This window comes from Sphingobium sp., from assembly GCF_048594625.1.
Lineage (GTDB): Bacteria > Pseudomonadota > Alphaproteobacteria > Sphingomonadales > Sphingomonadaceae > Sphingobium.
Window position 1 is genome coordinate 1 of record NZ_JBMDWL010000093.1, and the last position, 21,783, is coordinate 21,783.

19 protein-coding genes and 1 tRNA gene are annotated in these 21,783 nt (G+C 64.0%); 9 read left to right on the forward strand and 11 right to left on the reverse strand.

Features of this window, described 5'->3' with window-relative positions:
• Window positions 1-400: 400 nt before the first annotated feature.
• Window positions 401-1,000, reverse strand: coding sequence for a recombination mediator RecR (gene recR / locus ACOJSJ_RS11425; protein ID WP_420145104.1), 600 nt, complete (start codon window positions 998-1,000; stop codon window positions 401-403).
• Window positions 1,001-1,203: 203 nt separating this feature from the next.
• Between recR and fmt the strand changes: the two genes are divergently transcribed.
• Entirely contained in the window at window positions 1,204-2,112 is a 909-nt protein-coding gene (gene fmt, locus ACOJSJ_RS11430; RefSeq protein ID WP_420145105.1) for a methionyl-tRNA formyltransferase, read from the forward strand.
• 18 nt (window positions 2,113-2,130) lie between these two features.
• Window positions 2,131-2,886 carry a tRNA pseudouridine(38-40) synthase TruA gene (gene truA, locus ACOJSJ_RS11435; RefSeq protein WP_420145106.1) on the forward strand — a complete coding sequence of 252 codons (756 nt, stop codon included), beginning with the start codon at window positions 2,131-2,133 and terminating at the stop codon, window positions 2,884-2,886.
• Here truA and ACOJSJ_RS11440 read toward each other — a convergent pair.
• Both ACOJSJ_RS11440 and ACOJSJ_RS11445 read right to left on the reverse strand, forming a co-directional pair.
• On the reverse strand, window positions 2,879-3,895 hold the full coding sequence (locus ACOJSJ_RS11440; protein ID WP_420145107.1) for a diguanylate cyclase domain-containing protein: 1,017 nt from the start codon (window positions 3,893-3,895) through the stop codon (window positions 2,879-2,881). The genes truA and ACOJSJ_RS11440 overlap by 8 nt on opposite strands.
• A gap of 55 nt (window positions 3,896-3,950) precedes the next feature.
• Entirely contained in the window at window positions 3,951-4,670 is a 720-nt protein-coding gene (locus ACOJSJ_RS11445) for a queuosine precursor transporter (RefSeq protein WP_420145108.1), read from the reverse strand.
• A gap of 69 nt (window positions 4,671-4,739) precedes the next feature.
• On the opposite strand from ACOJSJ_RS11445, the gene ACOJSJ_RS11450 reads away from it, so the two are divergent.
• Window positions 4,740-4,816 (forward strand) — tRNA-Arg (locus ACOJSJ_RS11450).
• 181 nt (window positions 4,817-4,997) lie between these two features.
• Here the strand turns inward: ACOJSJ_RS11450 and ACOJSJ_RS11455 are convergent.
• Window positions 4,998-5,621 carry a carbonic anhydrase gene (locus tag ACOJSJ_RS11455; RefSeq protein WP_420145109.1) on the reverse strand — a complete coding sequence of 208 codons (624 nt, stop codon included), beginning with the start codon at window positions 5,619-5,621 and terminating at the stop codon, window positions 4,998-5,000.
• Window positions 5,622-5,988: 367 nt separating this feature from the next.
• Here ACOJSJ_RS11455 and ACOJSJ_RS11460 point away from each other — a divergent pair, with 367 nt between their 5' ends.
• Window positions 5,989-6,396, forward strand: a complete 408-nt coding sequence (locus tag ACOJSJ_RS11460) for a hypothetical protein (protein ID WP_420145110.1) — start codon at window positions 5,989-5,991, stop codon at window positions 6,394-6,396.
• A gap of 26 nt (window positions 6,397-6,422) precedes the next feature.
• Here ACOJSJ_RS11460 and ACOJSJ_RS11465 read toward each other — a convergent pair whose 3' ends face one another.
• From ACOJSJ_RS11465 to ACOJSJ_RS11490, 6 genes are all read right to left on the reverse strand, one after another.
• The gene (locus ACOJSJ_RS11465; RefSeq protein ID WP_420145111.1) at window positions 6,423-8,027 is read right to left on the reverse strand and encodes a long-chain-fatty-acid--CoA ligase; all 1,605 of its coding nucleotides are present in this window, start codon (window positions 8,025-8,027) and stop codon (window positions 6,423-6,425) included.
• A 40-nt stretch (window positions 8,028-8,067) separates the two neighbouring features.
• Window positions 8,068-9,159, reverse strand: a complete 1,092-nt coding sequence (locus tag ACOJSJ_RS11470) for a threonine aldolase family protein (protein WP_420145112.1) — start codon at window positions 9,157-9,159, stop codon at window positions 8,068-8,070.
• Between the two features lie 28 nt (window positions 9,160-9,187).
• The gene (locus tag ACOJSJ_RS11475; RefSeq protein WP_420145113.1) at window positions 9,188-10,294 is read right to left on the reverse strand and encodes a branched-chain amino acid aminotransferase; all 1,107 of its coding nucleotides are present in this window, start codon (window positions 10,292-10,294) and stop codon (window positions 9,188-9,190) included.
• A 67-nt stretch (window positions 10,295-10,361) separates the two neighbouring features.
• A complete protein-coding gene (locus ACOJSJ_RS11480) occupies window positions 10,362-11,003 on the reverse strand; it encodes a cysteine hydrolase family protein (RefSeq protein ID WP_420145114.1) in 642 nt (213 codons plus the stop codon).
• 12 nt (window positions 11,004-11,015) lie between these two features.
• The gene (locus ACOJSJ_RS11485; RefSeq protein WP_420145115.1) at window positions 11,016-11,555 is read right to left on the reverse strand and encodes a 3-hydroxyanthranilate 3,4-dioxygenase; all 540 of its coding nucleotides are present in this window, start codon (window positions 11,553-11,555) and stop codon (window positions 11,016-11,018) included.
• A gap of 48 nt (window positions 11,556-11,603) precedes the next feature.
• Window positions 11,604-12,845 carry an amidohydrolase family protein gene (locus tag ACOJSJ_RS11490; RefSeq protein ID WP_420145116.1) on the reverse strand — a complete coding sequence of 414 codons (1,242 nt, stop codon included), beginning with the start codon at window positions 12,843-12,845 and terminating at the stop codon, window positions 11,604-11,606.
• A 270-nt stretch (window positions 12,846-13,115) separates the two neighbouring features.
• Between ACOJSJ_RS11490 and ACOJSJ_RS11495 the strand changes: the two genes are divergently transcribed.
• The 4 genes from ACOJSJ_RS11495 to ACOJSJ_RS11510 are packed head-to-tail and all read left to right on the forward strand — an operon-like array spanning window position 13,116 to window position 18,081.
• Entirely contained in the window at window positions 13,116-14,357 is a 1,242-nt protein-coding gene (locus ACOJSJ_RS11495; RefSeq protein ID WP_420145117.1) for a sarcosine oxidase subunit beta family protein, read from the forward strand.
• Window positions 14,358-14,367: 10 nt separating this feature from the next.
• A complete protein-coding gene (locus tag ACOJSJ_RS11500; protein ID WP_420145118.1) occupies window positions 14,368-14,700 on the forward strand; it encodes a sarcosine oxidase subunit delta in 333 nt (110 codons plus the stop codon).
• Window positions 14,697-17,585 (forward strand): 2Fe-2S iron-sulfur cluster-binding protein, encoded by a 2,889-nt coding sequence (locus tag ACOJSJ_RS11505; RefSeq protein WP_420145119.1) that lies wholly within the window; start codon window positions 14,697-14,699, stop codon window positions 17,583-17,585. The genes ACOJSJ_RS11500 and ACOJSJ_RS11505 overlap by 4 nt, the downstream gene beginning before the upstream one ends.
• Window positions 17,578-18,081: a hypothetical protein gene (locus ACOJSJ_RS11510; RefSeq protein WP_420145120.1), complete on the forward strand. Its 504-nt coding sequence runs from the start codon at window positions 17,578-17,580 to the stop codon at window positions 18,079-18,081. Before ACOJSJ_RS11505 ends, ACOJSJ_RS11510 begins: the two co-directional genes overlap by 8 nt.
• Before the next feature lie 297 nt (window positions 18,082-18,378).
• Here the strand turns inward: ACOJSJ_RS11510 and ACOJSJ_RS11515 are convergent, their stop codons facing one another.
• Window positions 18,379-18,975, reverse strand: a complete 597-nt coding sequence (locus ACOJSJ_RS11515; RefSeq protein ID WP_420145121.1) for a TetR/AcrR family transcriptional regulator — start codon at window positions 18,973-18,975, stop codon at window positions 18,379-18,381.
• 407 nt (window positions 18,976-19,382) lie between these two features.
• On the opposite strand from ACOJSJ_RS11515, the gene ACOJSJ_RS11520 reads away from it, so the two are divergent.
• Window positions 19,383-21,689 (forward strand): TonB-dependent receptor, encoded by a 2,307-nt coding sequence (locus ACOJSJ_RS11520; protein WP_420145122.1) that lies wholly within the window; start codon window positions 19,383-19,385, stop codon window positions 21,687-21,689.
• The last annotated feature ends 94 nt before the right edge of the window (window positions 21,690-21,783 follow it).

Here is a 21,783-nt window from a genome sequence, read left to right on the forward strand (position 1 = left end):
ATCAGAGGGGATGGGCTGCGGGCATCACTTCCGGCGTGCTGATGTTCGCCTTCGCCATCTGGATATGGCGGCGGCAGATCATCAAGTATCCAGACGACACTTGGAAAGCTCGCTTCTAACCAATTTGTCCACGCCGCCTAAACAATAAAATAGGTCGCAACGCGCATGTCCGTTTATGCCGGGAACGGCGGATGTAGGACAGTTTGTCCCAGTTCTTCTGCCAGATCATGACCCGATCAGAACGCATCGCCCTTTTGCGCGCGCCCGTGCCGCGCACCGTCGACAATCCCGGCGGGGCTTGAAGCATAACCCCATGGGAATGAATCGAACAACGCGACAAATGTCTTGTGTTTACAGCATTTTGTGGAACATCACCTGTTCCAGATGATGGCAAAATGCGTCAGCCCACCACCGGCCGCCGCGCGCGCAGCGCCTGCGCCAGCGTGCCTTCGTCCAGATAGTCGAGTTCGCCGCCGACCGGCACGCCATGGGCCAGCTGCGTCAGGCGGATCGGGAAGCGTTCCAGCCGTTCGGCCAGATAATGGGCCGTCGTCTGCCCCTCCAGCGTGGCGTTCATCGCCAGCACCACTTCGTCTATGCCCCCCTGCTCAAGGCGGCTGACCAGCGCGTCGATGGTGAGGTCTTCGGGCCGCACCCCCTCCAGCGCGGACAGGCGGCCGCCCAGCACATGGAAACGGCCGGGGAAGAGGCGCGACTTGTCGAGCGCCCAGAGGTCCGACACATCCTCTACCACGCAGAGCGCGCGCGGATCGCGGCGCGGATCGGCGCAGATGCCACAGGGATCGACTGTATCGACATTGCCGCATATGCCGCAGGTGACGAGCCGTTCGTTCACCGCCTCCAGCGCGCGCAGCAGCGGCTCCATCGCGCCTTCGCGGCGTTTGAGAAGATGCAGCACCGCGCGCCGCGCCGAACGGGGACCAAGTCCGGGCAGGCGGGACAGCGCCTGCGTGAGCGCTTCAATTTCGGGAGAGGCCATGGATGGGCGTCCTATTCAGCGCAGGGCGGCTGCAAATGGCGGCTTTCTCCGCATCCGGTGCTCACGTGCGTGAAGCACGCTGCGCGCCGGTTCTCGAACTCCACCATTTTCGCTTCACCCTGCACTGAATAGAACAGCCATCCTGAACATCGGAAGACATAGGGGGTTGCATAGTTTCCCGACAAGAGGTTTGAGCATCCATCATGCGTATCATCTATATGGGCACCCCCGATTTCGCCGTTCCGGCACTCGACGCGCTGGTCAAGGCCGGTCATGACGTCGTCGCGGTCTATAGCCAGCCGCCCCGCCCCGCCGGGCGCGGCAAGGGGTTGCGCCCCTCCCCCGTCCACACCCGCGCGGAGGCCATGGGAATAGAGGTGCGCACACCGGTGTCGCTGAAGGACGCCGAAGTACAGGCCGCCTTCGCCGCGCTGGACGCCGATGTCGCCATCGTCGCGGCCTATGGCCTGATCCTGCCGCGCGCGGTGCTGGACGCGCCGCGCCATGGATGCATGAACATCCACGCATCGCTGCTGCCGCGATGGCGCGGGGCCGCGCCGATCCAGCGGGCGATCCTGTCGGGCGACAATATCACCGGCGTCACCATCATGGATATGGAGGCTGGCCTGGACACCGGGCCGATGCGCGCCAAACATGTGACCCCGGTGGAGGACAAGACCGCCGGCGCGCTGACCGCCGAACTGGCGCAGGCGGGCGCCGCGCTGATGGTCGATGTGCTGGACGACCTGCCCCGGTATCCGCCGATGGCGCAGCCTGACGACGGCGTCACCTATGCGTCCAAGATCGACAAGGCGGAATCGCGGATCGATTTCACCAAGGACGCGCATCAGGTCGAACGGCAAGTGCGCGCCTTCAATCCCTTCCCCGGCGCTTTCTTCGAATATCGCGGGGAACGGTTCCGCATATTGGCCGCGCATGTCGAGCATCATCAGGGCGCAGCGGGCGACATGCTGGACGACAGCCTGCTGATCGGATGCGGGCATGATGCGATCCGCCCGACACTGATCCAGCGGGCGGGCAAGGGCGCGATGACGCCGGGCGAATTGCTGCGCGGATATGACATGCCTGCGGGGAGCAGGGTGGATGGGTGACGCCCATACAGGCCGGGCATGACCCGTTTCGCCTTCACCGTCGAATTTGACGGGCGCCCCTTCATGGGATGGCAGCGGCAGGCCCATGGGCCGAGCGTGCAGCAGACGATTGAGGATGCGATCCATGCCGTCACCGGCGAACGCGCCGTCATCCATGCCGCCGGGCGCACTGATGCGGGCGTCCATGGGCTGGCGATGCGGGCGCATGCAGAGGTCGAAAAGGACATCGCGCCGTTCCGCCTGATGGAGGCGATCAATGCGAAGATGCGGCCGGCGCCGGTCGCGATCCATGATTGCGTCGTCGTGCCCGATGACTGGCATGCGCGCTTTTCCTGCATCGGGCGATCCTATGTCTATCGCATCGCCAATCGCCGCGCGCCGCTGACGTTCGAACGGGGGCTGACATGGCGGGTGATCCAGCCGCTGGATGCCGATGCGATGCACGATGCCGCGCAGATACTGGTCGGGCGGCATGATTTCACGACGTTCCGGTCGGTCCATTGCCAGGCGGACAGTCCGGTCAAATCGATCGATCGGCTGGATGTGGAGCGCGACGGCGACTGGATCGCCATTCGCGCCGCGGCCCGATCATTCCTGCACCATCAGGTGCGATCGATGGTCGGATGCCTTGCCATGGTCGGCATGGGGCGGTGGAACGCGGCCGATCTGCGCGCCGCGCTGGAGGCGCGGGACCGGGCGGCGCTGGCTCTCAATGCGCCGCCGGACGGACTGTATTTCGTGCGGGCGACCTATCCCGGCGAGGATGTCAGTTGAAGCTGGCGACCCACACCTGATTCTTGCCGTCGCGCTTGGCCTGACGCATCGCATCGTCGGCGCAGGCGACCAGCGCGTCAAGATCGGCCGGATCGGGCGCGGCAACGGTGACCAGACCGATGCTGCCGCTGATCCCCCGGCCATAGGATTGCAGCGAAGCGCGGACATCCTCCGCAATCGCAGTGGCCGTGGCAGGATCGCGCCCGGCGAGCAGCAGGACGAATTCGTCGCCGCCCAGCCGCGCGACCACATCGCCCGCCTGCGTCGCCTGTCGCAACAGCGCGCCGATGTCCGCCAGACAGGCGTCCCCGGCGGCATGGCCCAGGCTGTCATTCAGTTGCTTGAACCCGTCAAGGTCGAGGAAGATCAGGCCCATAGGCCAACCGGTCTGCACCGCGCATTCCAGCACATCCTTTGCCCGGCGGGCAAAGCCACGCCGGTTGCGAAGGCCGGTCAGCGGATCGTGCACGGCTTCGAAGCTCGCCTTGCGCAGATCCGACATATCCTCCACCACCGCGACGTAAAATTCGGGGCGATCCTCATCGTCGCGCACCATGGCGACGGTCAGGTTGATCCAGATGACCGTGCCGTCGCTGTGGATATAGCGTTTTTCCATCGAATAGCGTGGCAGTTCGCCGGCATTGAGGCGGGCCAGCAGCGCTTCGTCGGCGTTGAGATCGTCGGGATGGGTGATCTGCTGAAAACCGGTCTGGATCAGCGTGTCTGCATCATGCCCGCTGATTTCGCAGAAGCGCGGGTTCACCATCAGGAACTTGCCGTCCAGCCCGACATGGGCGATGCCGACCGGGGCATGGTGGAAGGTCGCTTCGAACCGGCGCTGCGCGCGGGCCAGTTCGGCCAGCATGGTGTCGCAGGCGCCATCGAGGTCGGAGGGCAGCATCCGACGGGCGGCTTTATCGGTCGGGGTCCGGGCGTCACCGCCAGTCAGGGGACGCGCGGCTTTTCCATTCAGGGGTTGGGTAAATTCGTCATGGTACAGGCGGCTCATCGGCCAGCCTTGTACCGTAAAGGGTAAAGAGAGGATTTACCGGTGGAGAAATTTGTCACAACCGCGTGCGGAATGGCGTGAAGTCCGTAGCGTCATCGAAGACGTCCAGCCCCTCCCGACGTTTGAGCATATGGACCGCGACATAGGTGAGCGGGGTCAGTAACGCTTCCCAGCCGACCTTCATCGCCCAGTTGGTCACCATCACGGTCAGCACCTGCGCGTCGGTCCAGTTGCCGTAAAAGGCGAGCGGATAGAAAAGCAGGCTGTCGACCCCCTGCCCCACGATGGTCGACCCGATGGTGCGCATCCACAGATGACGCCCCTGCGTCCATATCTTCATGCGGGCAAGAACGAAGCTGTTGGCGAACTCCCCCGCCCAAAAGGCGCAGAGCGAGGCGAAGACGATGCGCCATGTGCTGCCGAACACCGCCTCATAGGCTTTCTGATCGGGCCATCCGTCGGCAGGCGGCAGGGCGACGACGACCCAGCTCATCACCGCCATGAACAGCATCGCGCCAAAGCCCGCCCAGACGCAGCGCCGCGCACGGGCATAGCCATAGACTTCGGTCAGCACGTCGCCGATGACATAGCCCAGCGGAAAGAAGAGAATCCCCGCGCCGAAGGTGAAGCCGCCCACATTGGACAGCTTCGCCGCGCCGATCAGGTTGGACAGCAACAGGATGGCGACAAAGGCCGCCATGAAGAAATCATAATAGCGCAAGGGCCGCGCGCCCAGCGCATCCGCCCCGATCCGTTGAACTGCCCCGTCGATCATGCGCAATGGCATATCCTGTGAACAGGTGATTGCAAGCGGAACGACCGGCCGCTATCGCGGGCAGCGCACGGCCCCGTAGCTCAGTTGGATAGAGCATTCGCCTTCTAAGCGAATGGTCGCAGGTTCGAATCCTGCCGGGGTCGCCATTATCAGAGCCTTTTGCAGTCATCGGGAACAGATGACGGCTCGCAAGATGCGGTGATCGAAAGACGTGTCGGACATGGTCCGATCGAGGTCAGTCGGACCATCTGTCAAGGCGGGGTGACGGAACATCCTGTTCCGCCACCACCATCCCTGTCATGTCGCGCAGGCGATATTTCTCGTTTTTTAAAGCCAGCGCACGCGGCCCGTCGCCAGCTCATATACGGCGCCGACGACCTTGAGTTCGCCGCGTTCCTGCGGTTCGATCAGCATGGGTTCGGAAAATTTCTGGAGGCGTTCGACCATGCGACGCACATTTTCCTCGACCGCCGTATCGACCAGCCGATCTTCGCCGACATTACGCTGCGCCGCCAGAACGGCCGGTACGATCGGTTCGATCATGCGGGCGATGCTGCCGGGGAAGCGCGTGTCCTTCGTCACGACCTCTGCCGCGGCGGCGACGGCGCCGCACTTGTCATGGCCCAGCACGACGATGAGCGGCACCTTCAGAACCGCCACGGAATATTCGATCGATCCCATGCCCGCGGTGTCGACATTGTTGCCGGCGGTGCGGACGATGAACAATTCGCCCAGACCAGCGCCGAACAGCTGTTCGGGACCAACGCGGGAATCCGAACAGCCGACCAGCGTGGCAAAGGGCTGCTGCCCTTCGGCCAGCGTCAGGCGCCGTTCGCGCGACAGGTCGGACGACGGCGGTTCATCCGCCACGAATGCCTGATTGCCATCGACCAGCCGCTTGAGGGCTTCGTCCGGTGTCGGTTGCGCGGGGATTAGGCTTGCTATTGCCACATCATGCTCCTTCAGATGAATTGGGGGACGCGAGGGACATAGGAACGAACCATCACTGGTGCCCGACTATATCGTAACGATTGATGTCCAGCGCCTCCATGCGCCGGGATGACCAACGACTGCCCTTTGCCTTTGATCCGCCTCTATCACCCGCGTCCGGGGGCCAGCCACCGATTTTTGATGCGCGCCGATGGTGGAGGCGATCGCGCGCCACGCTCCATCCGGGAAAGCGCGACCTCCTAAAAGGCAGGCCACCATCACGCCCTTCGTATAATGGGCGTTCGGGCCATCCTGCATCACCCTGATCCTGTCTTCATGCTGAACTGGAGGAATTATGGACATCGCCCCGGCGCGCCTGAGGGACAGGATGACATTTGCCGGATCGATCGCCGCCAATCCCGACCGGGCGGCGGGGACGGACGGCGATGCCCTGCCCCCCGCCGACATCCTGCAACGCAACCTGTCCGACCTGTTCGGCAGCCCCTACCCCCAGGTGCGCGAAAGGGCGTTCGATGAGCTGTGGCGCCCCAATGCCGTCATCTATCATGACGAAGGCGGCCGGGCGGGAAAGCAGAATGTGCTGGACGCGGCGGAACGCTTCGCCAGCCGCATGGAGGGGCTGACATGTTCGCCGCTATGGCCGGTATCGGGGCATAACGACCTGCATATCCTGCGCTGGATCGCGCATAATCGGGGCACGCCGGTCGCAAGCGGGTGTCAGATCGCCTTCATCGTGGAAGGGCGCATCCATGCCTTTTACATGATCGACGACTGAGCATCGGAGCAAGGTACGGGTGGCGCCTACTCCGCCGTCAGTTCCGCCCTGATCCGTTTCTTGTCGATCTTGCCCACGCTGGTGCGCGGCAGGGCATCGACCGACAGGATGCGGTCGAACAGCGCGTAGCGGCTGATCCGCCCCTGCGCCACCGCTTCGCCGAGCAGGGCATTGACCTCCGCCAGAGGAGGCGCAGCCGCATCCGGCATCGCCACCACCACCGCGACCGGGCGTTCGCCCCATTTATCGTCGGCCATGCCGACCACGGCGATTTCGGCGATGGCGGGATGTTGCGCGGCGATCGCCTCCAGCGTCAGCGAACAGAGCCATTCGCCGCCCGATTTGATGACGTCCTTCAACCGGTCGCGCACGATCAGCGACCCGTCCGCCGCCATGGTCGCAACGTCGCGCGTATGCAGCCAGCCACCATCCCACAGCGCGTCGGACGCTTCGGCATCGCCGACATAGCAGGGCGTCAGCCATGGCGCGCGGGCGACGATTTCGCCATGGGCGGCGTCATCGGCCGGGCGATCGGCCATATGGTCATCGACCAGCCGCACCGACACGAGCGGCGCGGGCACGCCCGTCCTGATCCGGTCGTCCGCCGTGCCGGGCCGCGACACCGTCAGCACCGGGCCGGTTTCCGACATGCCATAGCCGGTCAGCAATTCCGCGCCCAGATCGGTCGCCGCGCCATACAGTTCTCGCGTCAGGGCGGACCCGCCGATCAGCAGCGACCAGCCGTCCAGACGTTCCCCCCGTCGCTGGGCCGCCGCCGCCAGCATCTGAAGGACGGTGGGCACGCAATGGGAGAAATCCACGCCTTCGCGCCGCCGCAGGTCCAGGATGCGGTCGGCGTCGTAGCGGCCGGGATAGACCTGCTTCACGCCCAGCATGGTCGCCACATAGGGAAAGCCCCAGGCATGGACATGGAACATGGGCGTCAACGGCATATAGACGCGCCCCGCACCGATCCATGGATAGGCGCCCGCGCCCAGCGGCGCCTTCATCGTCAGCGCGTGCAGCATGATCTGGCGATGGGTGAAGCAGACCGCCTTTGGCAGGCCGGTGGTGCCCGATGTGTAAAAGGTCGAGGCGATGGCATTTTCATCGAAATCGTCGAAACGATGATCGGGATCGCCCAGCGACAGCAGATGATCATATCCCCCCGATGCCCAGTCCGGCACCGCGTCCTGCCCGATGACGATGATCGCGCGGACATGGGGCAAGCGGTCGCGGATCTGGTCGATCAGCGGCACGAAATCGGCATGGACCAGCAGCACGCGGGCGCGGGCATGATCGATGGTGAAGGCGATCTGTTCCGGCGACAGGCGGACATTCACCGTCTGGATCACCGCGCCCATCATCGGCACGGCGAAATAGGCCTCCAGATAGGGATAGCTGTCCCAGGCGAGCACACCCACCGTTTCGCCGCTGTCGACGCCCAGCCGGTGCAGCGCGGATGCGAGGCGGCCGACCCGCGCGCGCAGATCGCGATAGGTCATGACATGGCCGTCATCCTGCACGATGCGCTGGTCCGGGCTGTGGATCAGGGTGGCGTCGAACAGATGGCCGATGGTGAGCGGGAAGTCATGGGCGTTCCCGCTCCCTTTTTCGAACCGCAGGGGCATGGCATCTCTCTCCTTCCACATGGCCCGCCGTCTTTGACGGTCAGGCGGTCATCACCCTTTTCCCATCCGCCCCTGCATCGGCCGGCGCCGCGGCATAGGCAAGCGCCGCGCCGCGAATGTCGGCGGCCAGCGCATCCACCCGATGCGGATCGGCATCCCATGCGAACATGAAGCGCGCGCCGCCGCCGATGAAGGTATAGAAATGCCAGCCCCGGCACCGCAGCGCATCCAGCACCTCTTCGGGCGCGCGCAGGAATACCGCGTTGGATTCGACCGGGAACATCAGCGTCACATCGTCAAGGTCACTGATCCGGTCGGCCAGTTGCCGGGCGCAGCGATTGCCATGATCCGCGTTGCGCAGCCACGCCCCGCTATCCAGCAGGCCGATCCACGGCGCCGACAGGAACCGCATCTTGGACGCCAGCTGTCCCGCCTGTTTGCAGCGATAGTCGAAATCGACGGCCAGGCTGGTGTCGAAGAAGAGGATCGCTTCGCCCACGCCCAGCCCGTTCTTGGTCCCGCCAAAGCAGAGCGCGTCCACCCCCGCGCGCCAGCTGATGTCCGCCGGGCTGCAACCCAGCGCGGCGCAGGCATGGGCGAAGCGTGCGCCGTCCATATAGAGTTTGAGGCCCAGTTCGCGGCACAGCGCCGACAGGGCGCGAATTTCGTCCACGGTATAGACCTGCCCCGTTTCGGTCGGCTGGGTGATGGTGACGACGCGCGGTTTGGGGAAATGGATATCCGACCGGCTGGTGGCGAGCGCGCGCACCGCGTCCGGCGTCAACTTGCCGTCGGTGTCGGGCGCGACCAGCAGTTTCGACCCGTTGGAGAAAAATTCCGGGGCGCCGCATTCATCGGTTTCGACATGCGCGCACGATGCGCAGATGACGCTGTGATAGGATTGGCACATCGCGGCCAGCGCCAGCGAATTGGCCGCCGTGCCGTTGAAGGCGAAAAACACCTCGCACGGGGTTTCGAACAGATGGCGCAGGGCATCGGCCGCGCGCAGCGTCCATTCATCATCGCCATAGGCGCGGGCATGACCCTGATTGGCGATGGTCAGCGCTTCCATCGCTTCGGGACAGATGCCCGCATAATTGTCGCTGGCAAATTGTTGCGGATGATCGGTCATGGGCTTTTCCTTGCCGCTATGGAGAGAATCAGCGGACCCGATGCCGCCAGCCAAAGCCGTCGTCCAGCCCCCCGCGCTGAATGCCGAGCAGCCGTTCGCGCAGCGCGCGGGTGCGTGGCCCCTCATTCCCGTCGCCGATCGTCACTTCGCCTTCATAGGCGCGGAAGCTGCCGATCGGCGTGACGACGGCGGCGGTGCCGCAGGCGAAGACTTCGGTCACCCGCCCTGCCGTAGCGTCAGCGAACAACATATCCTTGCTATAGGCTTTTTCTTCCACCACCACGCCTTCTTCGCGGGCCAGCGAAATGATGGAATCGCGGGTGATGCCGGGCAGGATCGTACCCAGCGGCGGAGTGATCAACGTGCCGTCGGCCATCTGCACAAAAATATTCATGCCGCCCAGTTCTTCCAGCCAGCAATGTTCGGCCGCGTCCAGAAACAGCACCTGATCGCACCCGTTGCGGCCGGCCTCCATCTGCGCGATCAGGCTGCCCGCATAATTGCCGCCCGTCTTGGCCGCGCCGGTGCCGCCATGGGCCGAACGGGCGTACAGGCCCGACACCCACACGCTGATCGGCTTTACCCCGCCCGCAAAATAGGCGCCGACGGGCGACGCGATGATGCAGAAGACATAGCTGCGCGACGGGCGGACACCCAGAAAGGGTTCGGTCGCGAACATGAAGGGGCGCAGATACAGGCTGCCGCTCTCGCCTTGGGGTATCCATGCGCGTTCGCTCTGCACCAGTCGTTCGACCGATTCGATGAACAGGCTTTCGGGCAGTTCAGGCATCGACATGCGGCGCGCCGATTCCTGAAAACGGGTGGCGTTGGCCATGGGGCGGAACAGATAGGTGGCATCGTCCGCGCCGCGATAGGCCTTCATCCCTTCGAAGATTTCCTGCGCATAATGCAGCACCGAACAGGCCGGATCGATGCGGAACGGTTCGCGCGGGCGCAACGACGCATCGTGCCAGCCCCGTTCCTGCGTCCATTCGATCGTCAGCATATGATCGGTGAAGATCACGCCATATTTGGGGCTATCCGTCAGCGCGGCGATACGGGCCGGCGGGGTGGGACTGGCCGTGGGGGTACTGGTCAGGTCCAGCCCGGCGATGGAAGGGGACAGCGTCGTCATCGTTGTTCTCAGCCTCAAGATAAAAATGGCGCGAAGGACCGGGCAACGTCCGGCGGCGCGCGCGAAATCAGCGGCCCGGCGGCGGCGTTGCCGTCGGCATTCCCCCCGCCAGCGCGGCGACCATGTCGGCGCTGGACAGGACCGTTCCGAAATTGGTGCGCACGGTGGCGATGGTGCCATCATGCCCCGCGCGGTTGCCGCTGCCGGTGCAATCGTCCAGCAGCAGCACATGATAGCCGCGGAAGAAACCTGATCGCAGCGTCGATTCAACGCAAACATTGGTGGCGACGCCGCACAGGACCAGCGTGTCGATGCCCCTGCCACGCAGCTGCGCATCGAGGTCGGTGTCGTGAAATCCGTCGAAATGATGCTTCGTCACCACCGCTTCGTCGGGCATGGGCACAAGGCGGTAGAAGTCCGCGCCCGCGCTGCCCTCCATGCAACAGCCTTCCTCCCCCCGCTTGGCGATTTCGGCGGAGTTGAGGTAGCGGAAGTCATAATGCGACCGGACCCAGACGACCGCTCCCAGCGCTGCGCGCGCGTGTGGCAGCAACGCCTCTATCCTGTCCGCGACCCCATCTGCGAAGGCCACGTCATAGCCTTTGCGTAGCGCCAGAAAGCCGTTGGGCGCGCAGAAATCATTCTGCATGTCGATGACGACCAGCGCGGCACGGGCCGGATCAAAGAAGGACGGGACCGGAACGATCATGGCCGCACGGCTTCAATAGGTTTCGGGCGCGGGCATCACCGTGCCGCACGCAGAACAGGTGCGCGCGGCCAGCGAGCCATAGAAATTGTCATAAGCCCGCGACACCGGGTCCATTTTATAATCGTCGACGATGAAGGTTTCCTGATGCAGGAAGGCGTCGCATGACTGGCAATACCAGTGGAACGTATCGATGTCGCCGGGACGGCGCGCGCGTTCGATGACGAACTGGAAACAGTCCGGGCCGAAACGCGGCGAATGGGGCATCATCGGCGGCTGGAACAGCCCCTGCCCTTCCGGCACCACCGCCACCTTCTCCACGCCTTCGGGCGTACGGTAATGCAGGTTCAGCGTGCCTTTGAGCGAATATTGGATTTCATAGCTGGGGTTCAGGTGAAATTCGCTTCGATATTCGCGCCCGCGCGCGATGAAGGCGAGCGAATCTTCCGTAATCCATAATTGCTGGGTGCGGCGGCCGGACTGCGTCAGGTCGCGCATGACGGCTTCGAAATCGATCCCCTCCATGAACGCCATGTCGAAAGGGTTGATGAGCATGCGCGAAATCCTTCCTTGCGTGTCGGCCGCCCGCAGGCGCGACGTCCCTTAATCCAGCCTGTTCTTGATGATCTCACCCGCGCGCATGATCAGGTCGAGCCTGCGCCCGTCCTGCGCCAGCAGATCGATATTGGTCAGCGGGTCGCCATCCACGACGATGATGTCGGCATGCGCGCCTTCCGCGATACAGCCCAGCTTCCCGTCCTGCATCAGGATTTCCGCACCCATCGACGTCGCCTGCCGCAACAGCTCGATCGGCGAGAAGACCTGGCTGCGCAGCGTGAATTCGCGGCATTGTTCGACATAGGTGCTGCCCAAAAGGTCGGTGCCATAGCCCAGCTTCACCCCGGCCGTGCGCATATGATCCAGCCCCTCGATCGAGGCGGCCTGCACGATGCGGATCTTGTCCAGGCTCTGCGGCGGGAAGCCCAGCCCCGCGCCACGTTCCACCAGCGCCCATGTGATGGCCAGCGTCGGCACGACATAGGCGCCATGTTCGGCGACATAGGCGGCCGTTTCCGCGTCGATCATCGTGCCATGTTCGATGCAGCGCACACCAAGGTCGACCGAACGGCGCGCCGAATGGGCGGGATGGCAATGCGCCGCGACATAGGTGCGCCGTTCCACGCATTCATTGACGATGGTGCGGATTTCATCTTCCCGAAACTGGTTCATCCACAGCGGATCGGTGGGCGATGCGACCCCGCCCGACGCCATGATCTTGATGCAGTGCGCCCCCCGGCGCAGTTCTTCGCGCACGGCCTTGAGGCATTCGTCGACGCCGTCCACCACCTTGCACGCGAAATTGGTGCTGCCGCAGGAACAATAGCCCTTGTGATGATGCGCTTCGCCCGGCGTGCGGTTGTCGCCATGGCCGCCCGTCATCGACAGGACATTGCCCGCATAGAAATAGCGCGGCCCGCGGATCAGGCCGTCCGACAGCGCCATTGCCAGACTCCAGTCGCCCCCGCCAATGTCGCGCAGCGTGGTAAAACCGCAATCGAGCGCATGGTTGAGCATGCGCACCGCATGGGCCGTGCGGTAGGGAATGTCCGACAGGTCGACTTTCTTGACGTTCACGTCCGAAAAATAGGCGTGAATGTGCAGGTCGATCAGGCCGGGCATCAGGGTTTTGCCCGCAACGTCGATGCGGCGCGCATCGGGCGCCTTGATCGGCGTCGCCGAAATTTCGCGGATACAGTCCCCTTCGATCAGCACCGACATGCCTTCGGGGCAGGATTCGTTGAAGCCATCGAAGATTCGGGCGTTTTCCAGAAGGATCTGCGACATGTCTATCTCCCTAAGGCGCCATCGGAATGGTGCGCCGACATCGCCTTATGCACCTGTCGCAAAATGACAAACAACATGCAATAGTGTATTTTTATCATTTTGCAGTGGTCATGCCTATCGCAATTCAGCCCCGACACCGCTCATAACGGCGCGATTCCTGTATATTTCGATCAGGCGACCCGTCTGAAATATTATTTTTTCCTCTCCCATTCTGCCATATTGTAAATATACAGTAGTGCATGTATCGATCATGCCATGCAGGAGGCATCTGTGAAGGGCTACTCAGCTTGGTCCCTGATTCGCGGGGGTTTGAACGGACAGCGACATTGGAAACCGGCCTGGCGCGATGCCGAGCCGAAGCCCAGTTATGACGCGGTCATCGTGGGCGGCGGCGGCCATGGGCTGGCCACGGCCTATTATCTGGCGAAAACGCACGGCATGCGGAACATCGCCGTGCTGGAACGCGGATGGCTGGGCGGCGGCAATACCGGCCGCAACACCGCGGTCATCCGGTCCAATTATTTCTTCCCGCAAAGCGCGGCCTTCTACGACCTGGCGGTCAATCTGTACGAAGGGCTGAGCCGGGAGCTGAATTACAACATCATGTTTTCCCAGCGCGGCCAGTGGGTGCTGGTACATGACCGCCATGGCGAGGATATGTTGCGCCGGGCGACCAACGCCATGCAGCTGAACGGCATCGACGGCGAACTGCATGACGCGGAAAGCGTATATCGCCGGATACCGGGCCTGAACCCGTCGCCCCGATACCCGATTCGCGCCGGATTCCTTCAACCGCGCGCGGGCACCGCCCGGCATGACGCGGTGGCATGGGGCTATGCCCGCGCGGCGTCGGCGCTGGGCGTCGACATCATCCAGAATTGCGAAGTCACCGGGTTCGACATCCGCAGCGGCCGGGTGATCGGCGTGCGCACCAGCAGGGGCAACATCGCCACGCCCCGCGTCGGGCTGGCGGTGGCGGGGCATAGCGGGGTGCTGGCGAAGATGGCGGGGCTGCGCCTGCCGATCACATCCTATCAGTTGCAGGCGATGGTATCGGAACCGATGAAGCCGGTGCTGGACACCATCATCATCGGCAGCAGCGGCCTGTATGTGAACCAGTCCGACAAGGGCGAGCTGGTGATGGGCAGCGGCCTTGACCATTATCCATCCTATGCCCAGCGCGGCGGATTGCCGGTGACCCAGCATAGCGCCGCGGGACTGATCGACCTGTTCCCGCAATTTTCGCGCGTACGCCTGTTGCGGCAATGGGCGGGGATCGTGGACGTGGTGCATGATTCCACGCCGATCCTGGGCGAAAGCCCGATCCGGGGCCTGTACCTGAATTGCGGGTGGGGCACCGGTGGGTTCAAGGCGATCCCGGCGGGCGGCACATGCATGGCCCACCAGATCGCGACGCGGCAACCCCATCCGCTGGCCACAGCCTTTGGGCTGGAACGCTTCACCACCGGCGCGCTGATCGACGAGGCGTCCGCCTCCGCCATCGAACATTGAGGATATTGCGATGCTGCTGATCCCCTGCCCCTATTGCGGGCCGCGCGCCGAAATCGAATTTCATTATGGCGGGCCAAGCCATCAGGAGCGCCCGGCGCAAACCGACGCGACCAGCGACGCCGAATGGGCGGCCTATCTCTTCTATCGCGACAATCCCAAGGGCGCGCATCTGGAACGGTGGCTGCACCGCCATGGCTGCGCCATGTGGTTCAACCTGCGGCGCGACACGGTGTCGCACGTCATTTCGGGCAGCTACCCCATGGGCAGCCCGCCGCCTGTCGAACTGTCCGGCGCGATGGACGCGCGCCATGCCGCAGCGTCACGGGACGCGACGGCGCGATGAGCGGTTATCGTCTGCCTCATGGCGGCCTGATCGACCGGACGGCGCCGGTGCCGTTTCGCTGGCAGGGCGACCGGCTGAACGGCTATCGCGGCGATACGCTGGCGTCCGCGCTGATCGCGGCGGGGAAGGATATTGTCGGGCGCAGTTTCAAATATCACCGCCCGCGCGGGATATTGGCGGCCGGGCATGACGAACCCAATGCCATCATCCAGCTGGAAACGGGCGCGCACAGCACCCCCAATCCCAAGGCGACGACCGTCGAACTTTATGACGATCTGCACGCCTGGCCGGTCAACGTCCATCCCCGCGCGGAACGCGATGCGATGGCGATCAACGGACTGTTCAAGCGGTTCATCCCCGCTGCCTTTTACTACAAGACCTTCATCTGGCCGAACTGGCACCTGTTCGAACCCGCCATCCGCAAGGCCGCCGGGCTGGGCCGCGCCCCGGTTCAGGCCGACCCCGACATTTACGACCAGCGTTTCGCCCATTGCGATACGCTGGTGATCGGCGGGGGCATTGCCGGGATCGACGCGGCCCGGCGCGCGGCGGCGGCCGGCGATCAGGTCGTGCTGGTCACGTCCGGGCGGCTGTGGGGCGGCCGGCTGGCGGGCAGCGGCGGCGATGCCGATGCATGGATCGGACAGGCGATGGTGGAACTGGCCGAAGCGGACAATGTCACGCTGTTGCACCGCACGCTGGCGACCGGAGTTTACGACCATGGCATGGTGGCGCTGTGCGAACATCTGACCGACCATAAACCCGTCGCGGCGCGGACCGGTTTCCGCCAGCGCCTGTGGAAAATCCGCGCGAAACGGGTCGTGCTGGCCAGCGGAGCGATCGAACGGCCGTTGACCTTTGCCCAGAACGACCGGCCCGGCGTGATGCTGGCGGGCGCGGCGGAAATCTATGCCCGGCGCCATGGCGTGGCGGTCGGCCGCGCGCTGGTGATCGCGACCGACAATGACAGCGGCTGGCGATCGGCGATCGCGCTGGCAGCCATGGGGCTGCACATCGTCGCCATCGCCGACCGCCGGGCGCAGGTCGCCACGACATTGCAGGCGCAGGTTCATGCGCTGGGCATCGCCGTCCATCTGGACCGGGTGCCGCTGTCCGTGGCGGGGCGGCGGCGCGTGAAGTCCGTCCAGCTGGCGCAACCGGGCAGTCGCATGGGCGCCCAATGGATCGGGTGCGACACGCTGTTGATGGCGGGCGGATGGAACCCGACCGTGCATCTGCATTCGCAGGCCGGAGGCGTGCTGGATTTCGACGCGCAATCGGGCGCGTTCCTGCCGCGCGCGGGGACGGGCCTGGAATGTGTGGGCGGGGCGGCGGGCGATTTCGCCTGGCGGCCCGACGATCTGGACATGCCCCTGTCCGCCCGTGCTGCCGATGCCGACGGCGCCCCATGGACCGGGCCGGGCAAGGATGTGGACGGCAGCCATGCCTGGGTCGATTTCCAGAATGACGTCACCATGGCGGACGTCGCGCTGGCCGCGCGGGAAAATTTCCGATCGGTCGAACATCTCAAACGCTACACCACGCTCGGCATGGCGTCGGATCAGGGCAAGACGTCCAATGTGGTGGGCATCGGCATCCTGTCCCGCCTGCTGGACAAGCCCGTGCCAGCCATCGGCACCACCCGGTTCCGTCCGCCATTCGACCCGACGACCATCGGCCTGTTCGCAGGCGCGCAGGTGGGCGAAGGGCTGTCCCCGGTGCGCCATCTGCCCGCCGCGCCGCTGCATCGCGCGGCGCATGGCCAGATGGAAGATTATGGCGGCTGGATGCGCCCGGCCTGTTATCGCACGGACGCCGAAACGGAGGCGCAGGCGATCGCACGCGAAGTGCGCATGGTGCGCGAAACCGTGGGCCTGTTCGACGCGTCGCCGCTGGGCAAGATAGAGGTGCGGGGGCCGGACGCCGCCCTGTTCCTCGACCGTGTCTATGCGACATCGATGCGCAGCGTGAAGCCGGGCCGGTGCCGATATGGCCTGATGCTGAGCGAACATGGCAATGTGATCGACGACGGCATCGTCGCGCGGCTGGCGGACGATCATTTCCTCGTCGGCACCACCAGCGGCCATGCCGCCGGGATCGCCGAAACATTGCAGGAATGGCTGCAATGCGAATGGCGCGATCTGCGCGTGTTGACGGAGGACGTCACCACCTGCTGGGGCGTGGTGAATGTCGCCGGGTCACTGGCGCGCGCGCTCTTGCAGCGGGTCGACAGCGACATCGATTATGATGCGGCGGCATTCCCCCATATGGCGATCCGGATCGGGCGCATCATGGATATGCCCTGCCGCATTCAGCGCGTCAGCTTTTCGGGCGAGCTGTCCTATGAAATCGCCGTCCCATGGAACCGCACCGCCGCGTTGTGGAGCGGGCTGGCGCTGGTGGGCGGCGCGATGGGCATCGGCCCGTTCGGGATCGAGGCGCTGATGACGATGCGCATCGAAAAGGGGCTGATCCATGTCGGTTCGGAAACCGACGGGTCGACCACGCCGGGGGATCTGGGCTTTCTGAAAATATTGGATGCCGCCGATCGCGACTTTATCGGGCGGCGATCGCTGATCCGGCAGGACGCGTTGCGGCCGGACCGGCGACAGCTGGTAGGCCTGATCTGCGAAGGGACCGCCGCGCTGCCGGTGGGCGCGCATCTGCGCCGGGTCGATGGCGGGGCAAAGGCGCGCAGCGAAGGATGGATCACGTCCAGCGCATGGTCGCCCACGCTCAATGCCCCGGTGGCGCTGGCCATGGTGGAAGGCGGCCGGTCGCGGATCGGCGAAACGATGAATGTGTGGGATATGGACGGGCAGCATATCGCGACCCTGTGCGACCCATGCCGCGTCGATGCGGAAGGAGCGAAACTGCGTGGGTGAAACATATGCAGCAATGCCCGGCCTCGCGGTCGAGGGCGATGCGGGCTTCATCAAGATCCGCCTGCTGAACGCACAGGCCATCGGCGCGGTGGCGGACGCCATCGGCCTGCCCAGTCCGCCGCCCTTGCGCGAAAGCCGCAACGGCCCGGTCGCGCTGGCGACGATCGGGCCGGCCGAATGGCTGCTGTCATGTCCCCTGCTTGCCCTGCCCGACATGATCGCGACGATCGGCAGGGCGCTGGAGGGCGAAGTCGCGCTGGTGCTGGACGTCAGCCCCGGCCGGGTCGCCTGCCTGATGCAGGGGGATGCGGCGGAACGGCTGTGCGCGCTGTCGCCGGTGGACCTGTCCGACCGCGCTTTTCCGGTGGCCGCGGTCGCGCGCACCATCGTCGAAGACATCAGCACGATGATCGTCCGACTGGAAAACGGGTTCCGCGCCGTGGTGGATCAATCGCGCGCCGCTCGCTTTCTGGCGGTGGTGACGCGCGGCAGCTAGAGCATTTTTGAAGCAGATGGCATCAGCTGCTGGCCTGGAAAATGCGGAAAACAAAAGAAAAACAGAGCATGATCCGATCGGAGCCGATCGCATCAGGCCCCGATGATGCAGATGGAGGATGACCCGCAGGATTGCGGAGCCTGCCATGCAGGGGGATAGCCGTGCCATTGGTGGCGCCAGAGACTGTTCGAACATGCGCGCGCATGCACCCGCACGGCGCACGCCCCACCCGGCCGCCCGCCGGAGCGCCACGCCCCGACGGGCGTGCGACCGCGCCGGGCGGCATCGATCCCGCGCTCAGCCCTTTGCGGCGTCCTCGACCAGTTTCGTCGCGGCGATGCCGAACAGAATTTCGTGATAAAGCTGCGCGTTGCGGCGGCGGTCGGTGATGCTTTCCCTTACGCCTATCGCATAATAGCCGATCTGGTGGTAATAATAGATGCGGGCGCGCAATGCGGCTTCATCGTTCCCATAGCCCAGAACGGCGAAGGCGCGTTCCAGTTGCTGCATGCGGGCGCGATCGGCGCGCTCCACCGCCCATTCCGCGCGCCGGTCCGACCGCGCCCAGTCGCGCACCGCCATGTCGAAATGATGGTCATATCCATCTTCCTCTATCAGCCGTTCGGTCATCCCTTCCAGCCAGGCGAGCGCGGCTGCGGGCGTGGTGCCCAACGTCTGGGTCGGCAGGAAGCGACAGCTTTCCTCCCAATGATCCAGCAGCTTTTCCAGCAATATGTCGCGGTCGCCGAAATAATGGTAGAAACCGCCGCGCGACACGCCCAGCCGATTGGCCAGCCGGTCGATCTTCACGCCGCCGATACCGTCTTCGATCAGGACGCGGCGCGCCGTGTCGATCCATGTCGTGGCCAGAACCTTTGGTGTGCGTCCGCGCATATCTTCCTACATCTTGTCCGCCTGCCCGCTGTCCGGGCCTGTTCGGAACATCTCTTGTTCACCAATTCGCGCCGCCTGACCAGAGCAGGCCCGGTCCGATGGCCTACATCACCCATACACGGTTCGGCGCGATCATCAAATCATACAGTTGTGTCAAACGAATGATTCGCGAGAATTTACCGTTATATCGGGATTGTCGCCAAAAATTTTTTATCTGAAGCCCCCTGCGCAAGAAGCAGGAAATTTCGTGATTTCATACTCAAAATACGGAATAATAAGCGGAAATTGGGCAATTTCCGGCATCGACCGGAACGGCAATGTGATTTTTATACAATATTGCACTTTAATGAACTTGTGCAATGTTAGTGTCATTCCCAGGCACGGCCGGGCATAGCATGGGGGACGATATGCGACATAAAATTGCTTTGACGTCACTAAGCGGGATTATCGCGCTGGGCCTTGTTCAGCCCTGTTCAGCGCAGGGCCGCAACATCGATGCCGCACAGAGCGACATCGTCGTGACCGCGCAGAAGCGCGAAACCCGATTGCAGGACACGCCATTGTCGGTCACCGCCGTCGGCAGGGCCGAACTGGAAGAACGCGGCGCCACCGATGTGAAAGACATATTGGGCAGCATCCCCGGCCTGGCGTTCAACCAGAATGACCCCAGCCAGACGCGCTACAATATCCGCGGCCTCGCCACGACCAGCGCGTCGCCGACCGTGGGCATCTATCTCGACGATATTTCGCTGCTGACGCAGGCCAATGATTTCAGCGGCGCGTTCGACATCGTCTTCTTCGACATCGAACGGCTGGAAGTGCTGAAAGGACCGCAGGGCACGCTCTATGGCGGCAGCACCATGGGCGGCGCGATCAAATATGTCAGTTCGCGCCCCGACCTCAACCGCCAGTCGATGGAAGTCGCGGCGGGCGTGGGCACGATTGCCCATGGGTCCGAATCCTACAATGTCGAAGCGATCGCCAATATCCCGATCGTCGAGGGCAAATTCGCGATCCGCGCGGGCGGCTATTATCAGCATATCGGTGGATATATCGACAATGTCGGCAGCCTGCCGGTCGCCAACCCCAGCGTATCGACGACCGCCGCGCCCAACCTGACGCCGCAATCGCTGCCGTCGCTGTCGGAACTGAACCGCAAGGACATCAACTTCATCGACATCTATGGCGCGCGCCTGTCGGCGCTTTGGGAACCGGGCGACGACTGGTCCATCCGACCGCAGATCGTCTATCAGCAGACCAACCTGAACACCGAACCGGACCTGTTCACCAATCAGGGCGGGCTGACCGCATCCTATCGCCTGCGGTCGCCCAAGCGCGACGAAGGCACGATCTACAGCCTTCAGATCGACAAGCAGATCGGATCGGCCGTCGATGTCACGTCGCTGACATCCTATTTCGACCGCGACCTGCGCTTCAGCCGCGACTATAGTTTCGAAATCGCCCGGCTGACCGGCGGTGCGACCTCCGCCTTCTATGGCAATGACAGCATTTCGCTGAACCCCGACCATGTGAAGACCTTCAGCCAGGAACTGCGCATCGGATCGGCCCCGGCCGCATCGAAGGTCGTGACCTGGCTCGTCGGCCTCTATTATTCGGATCAGGACGAACGGATGGGCCAGACGGTCATCACCGACAGCCCGATTTTCCCAAACAACATTTCCTATGTCAGCGATTCCAAACGTGAACTGACACAATATGCCGCCTTTGGCGAAGCGACGCTGCACATTACCGACAGGCTGGACCTGACGGCGGGCGCCCGCGCGTTCAAGATCAAGCAGAGCACCGACGAATATACCGACGGCATTTTGGCGGGCGGCCTGTCGCGCCGGGCGGGCAAGGCGAATGAGGACGGGATCAACCCCAAATTCGGCATCGCGTATAAAGCGACGCCCGACAATCTTCTCTACGCCAACGCGGCCAAGGGTTTCCGCCCCGGCGGCCTCAATTTCGGGGCGCTGCCCAATACCGCGGTATGCCGCGCAGACCTGACCGAAATCGGCCGGACCGACCGCCCCGCCCAGTTCGAATCCGACCGGGTGTGGACATATGAAGCCGGGTCCAAGAACAGCTTTGGCGGCGGCGCGGTGACGGTGAATGCCGCGGGCTTCTACAGCAAATGGAGCGACATTCAGCAGCGCGTGTTCCTGCCCAATTGCGGGTTCGGCTTTACCGACAATTTCGGATCGGCCGAAATCAAGGGCGGCGAATTCGAAGCCAGCGTCCGCCCGATCGACGGCCTGCATCTGGGCGGCAACCTGACCTATACCGACACGGAAATCACCAAGGCGGCGTTCGGCACCACCGCCCGCAATGGCGATGAAATCCAGTTCGTGCCGAAATGGATGGCCAGCGTCTACGGCAGCTATTCCATCCCCGTCGGGGGCGAATGGGGGCTGACGCTGCGCGGCGACTATCAATATCGGTCGCGCCAGCGCTACGCCTATGAACGTACGCGATCGGTCCGCCTGCCCAACGGCACCAGCATCCTGGTGCCCAACGAAGCGGAATTTCAGGAAGGATCGCAGGTCGTCAACGTCAACGCGACGCTGGCCGACGGCAAGACCAGCCTGCGCTTCTATATCAACAACCTGACGGACACGCGCCCGCTGTCCCGCGTGGTCCGCGCCTTCCCGGAACGCGCGCAGACGCTGCGCCCGCGCTCCATCGGCATGGAGGTGCGCCAGTCATTCTGATCCCTCTGCGGGGGTAGAAGGGGGAACCGGTCGTGTCCTGGGAGGGATGCGGCCGGTTTTTGTCCGGGATTGGGGATTGGGTGGTTTTCCGCCA

Coding starts and splice junctions, on each gene's coding strand:
- recR (WP_420145104.1), bottom strand. CDS start 1,000: ATGGCCTCTCCCGAAATTGAAGCGCTCACGCAGGCGCTGTCCCGCCTG.
- fmt (WP_420145105.1), top strand. CDS start 1,204: ATGCGTATCATCTATATGGGCACCCCCGATTTCGCCGTTCCGGCACTC.
- truA (WP_420145106.1), top strand. CDS start 2,131: ATGACCCGTTTCGCCTTCACCGTCGAATTTGACGGGCGCCCCTTCATG.
- ACOJSJ_RS11440 (WP_420145107.1), bottom strand. CDS start 3,895: ATGAGCCGCCTGTACCATGACGAATTTACCCAACCCCTGAATGGAAAA.
- ACOJSJ_RS11445 (WP_420145108.1), bottom strand. CDS start 4,670: ATGATCGACGGGGCAGTTCAACGGATCGGGGCGGATGCGCTGGGCGCG.
- ACOJSJ_RS11460 (WP_420145110.1), top strand. CDS start 5,989: ATGACATTTGCCGGATCGATCGCCGCCAATCCCGACCGGGCGGCGGGG.
- ACOJSJ_RS11465 (WP_420145111.1), bottom strand. CDS start 8,027: ATGCCCCTGCGGTTCGAAAAAGGGAGCGGGAACGCCCATGACTTCCCG.
- ACOJSJ_RS11470 (WP_420145112.1), bottom strand. CDS start 9,159: ATGACCGATCATCCGCAACAATTTGCCAGCGACAATTATGCGGGCATC.
- ACOJSJ_RS11475 (WP_420145113.1), bottom strand. CDS start 10,294: ATGACGACGCTGTCCCCTTCCATCGCCGGGCTGGACCTGACCAGTACC.
- ACOJSJ_RS11480 (WP_420145114.1), bottom strand. CDS start 11,003: ATGATCGTTCCGGTCCCGTCCTTCTTTGATCCGGCCCGTGCCGCGCTG.
- ACOJSJ_RS11485 (WP_420145115.1), bottom strand. CDS start 11,555: ATGCTCATCAACCCTTTCGACATGGCGTTCATGGAGGGGATCGATTTC.
- ACOJSJ_RS11490 (WP_420145116.1), bottom strand. CDS start 12,845: ATGTCGCAGATCCTTCTGGAAAACGCCCGAATCTTCGATGGCTTCAAC.
- ACOJSJ_RS11500 (WP_420145118.1), top strand. CDS start 14,368: ATGCTGCTGATCCCCTGCCCCTATTGCGGGCCGCGCGCCGAAATCGAA.
- ACOJSJ_RS11505 (WP_420145119.1), top strand. CDS start 14,697: ATGAGCGGTTATCGTCTGCCTCATGGCGGCCTGATCGACCGGACGGCG.
- ACOJSJ_RS11515 (WP_420145121.1), bottom strand. CDS start 18,975: ATGCGCGGACGCACACCAAAGGTTCTGGCCACGACATGGATCGACACG.
- ACOJSJ_RS11520 (WP_420145122.1), top strand. CDS start 19,383: ATGCGACATAAAATTGCTTTGACGTCACTAAGCGGGATTATCGCGCTG.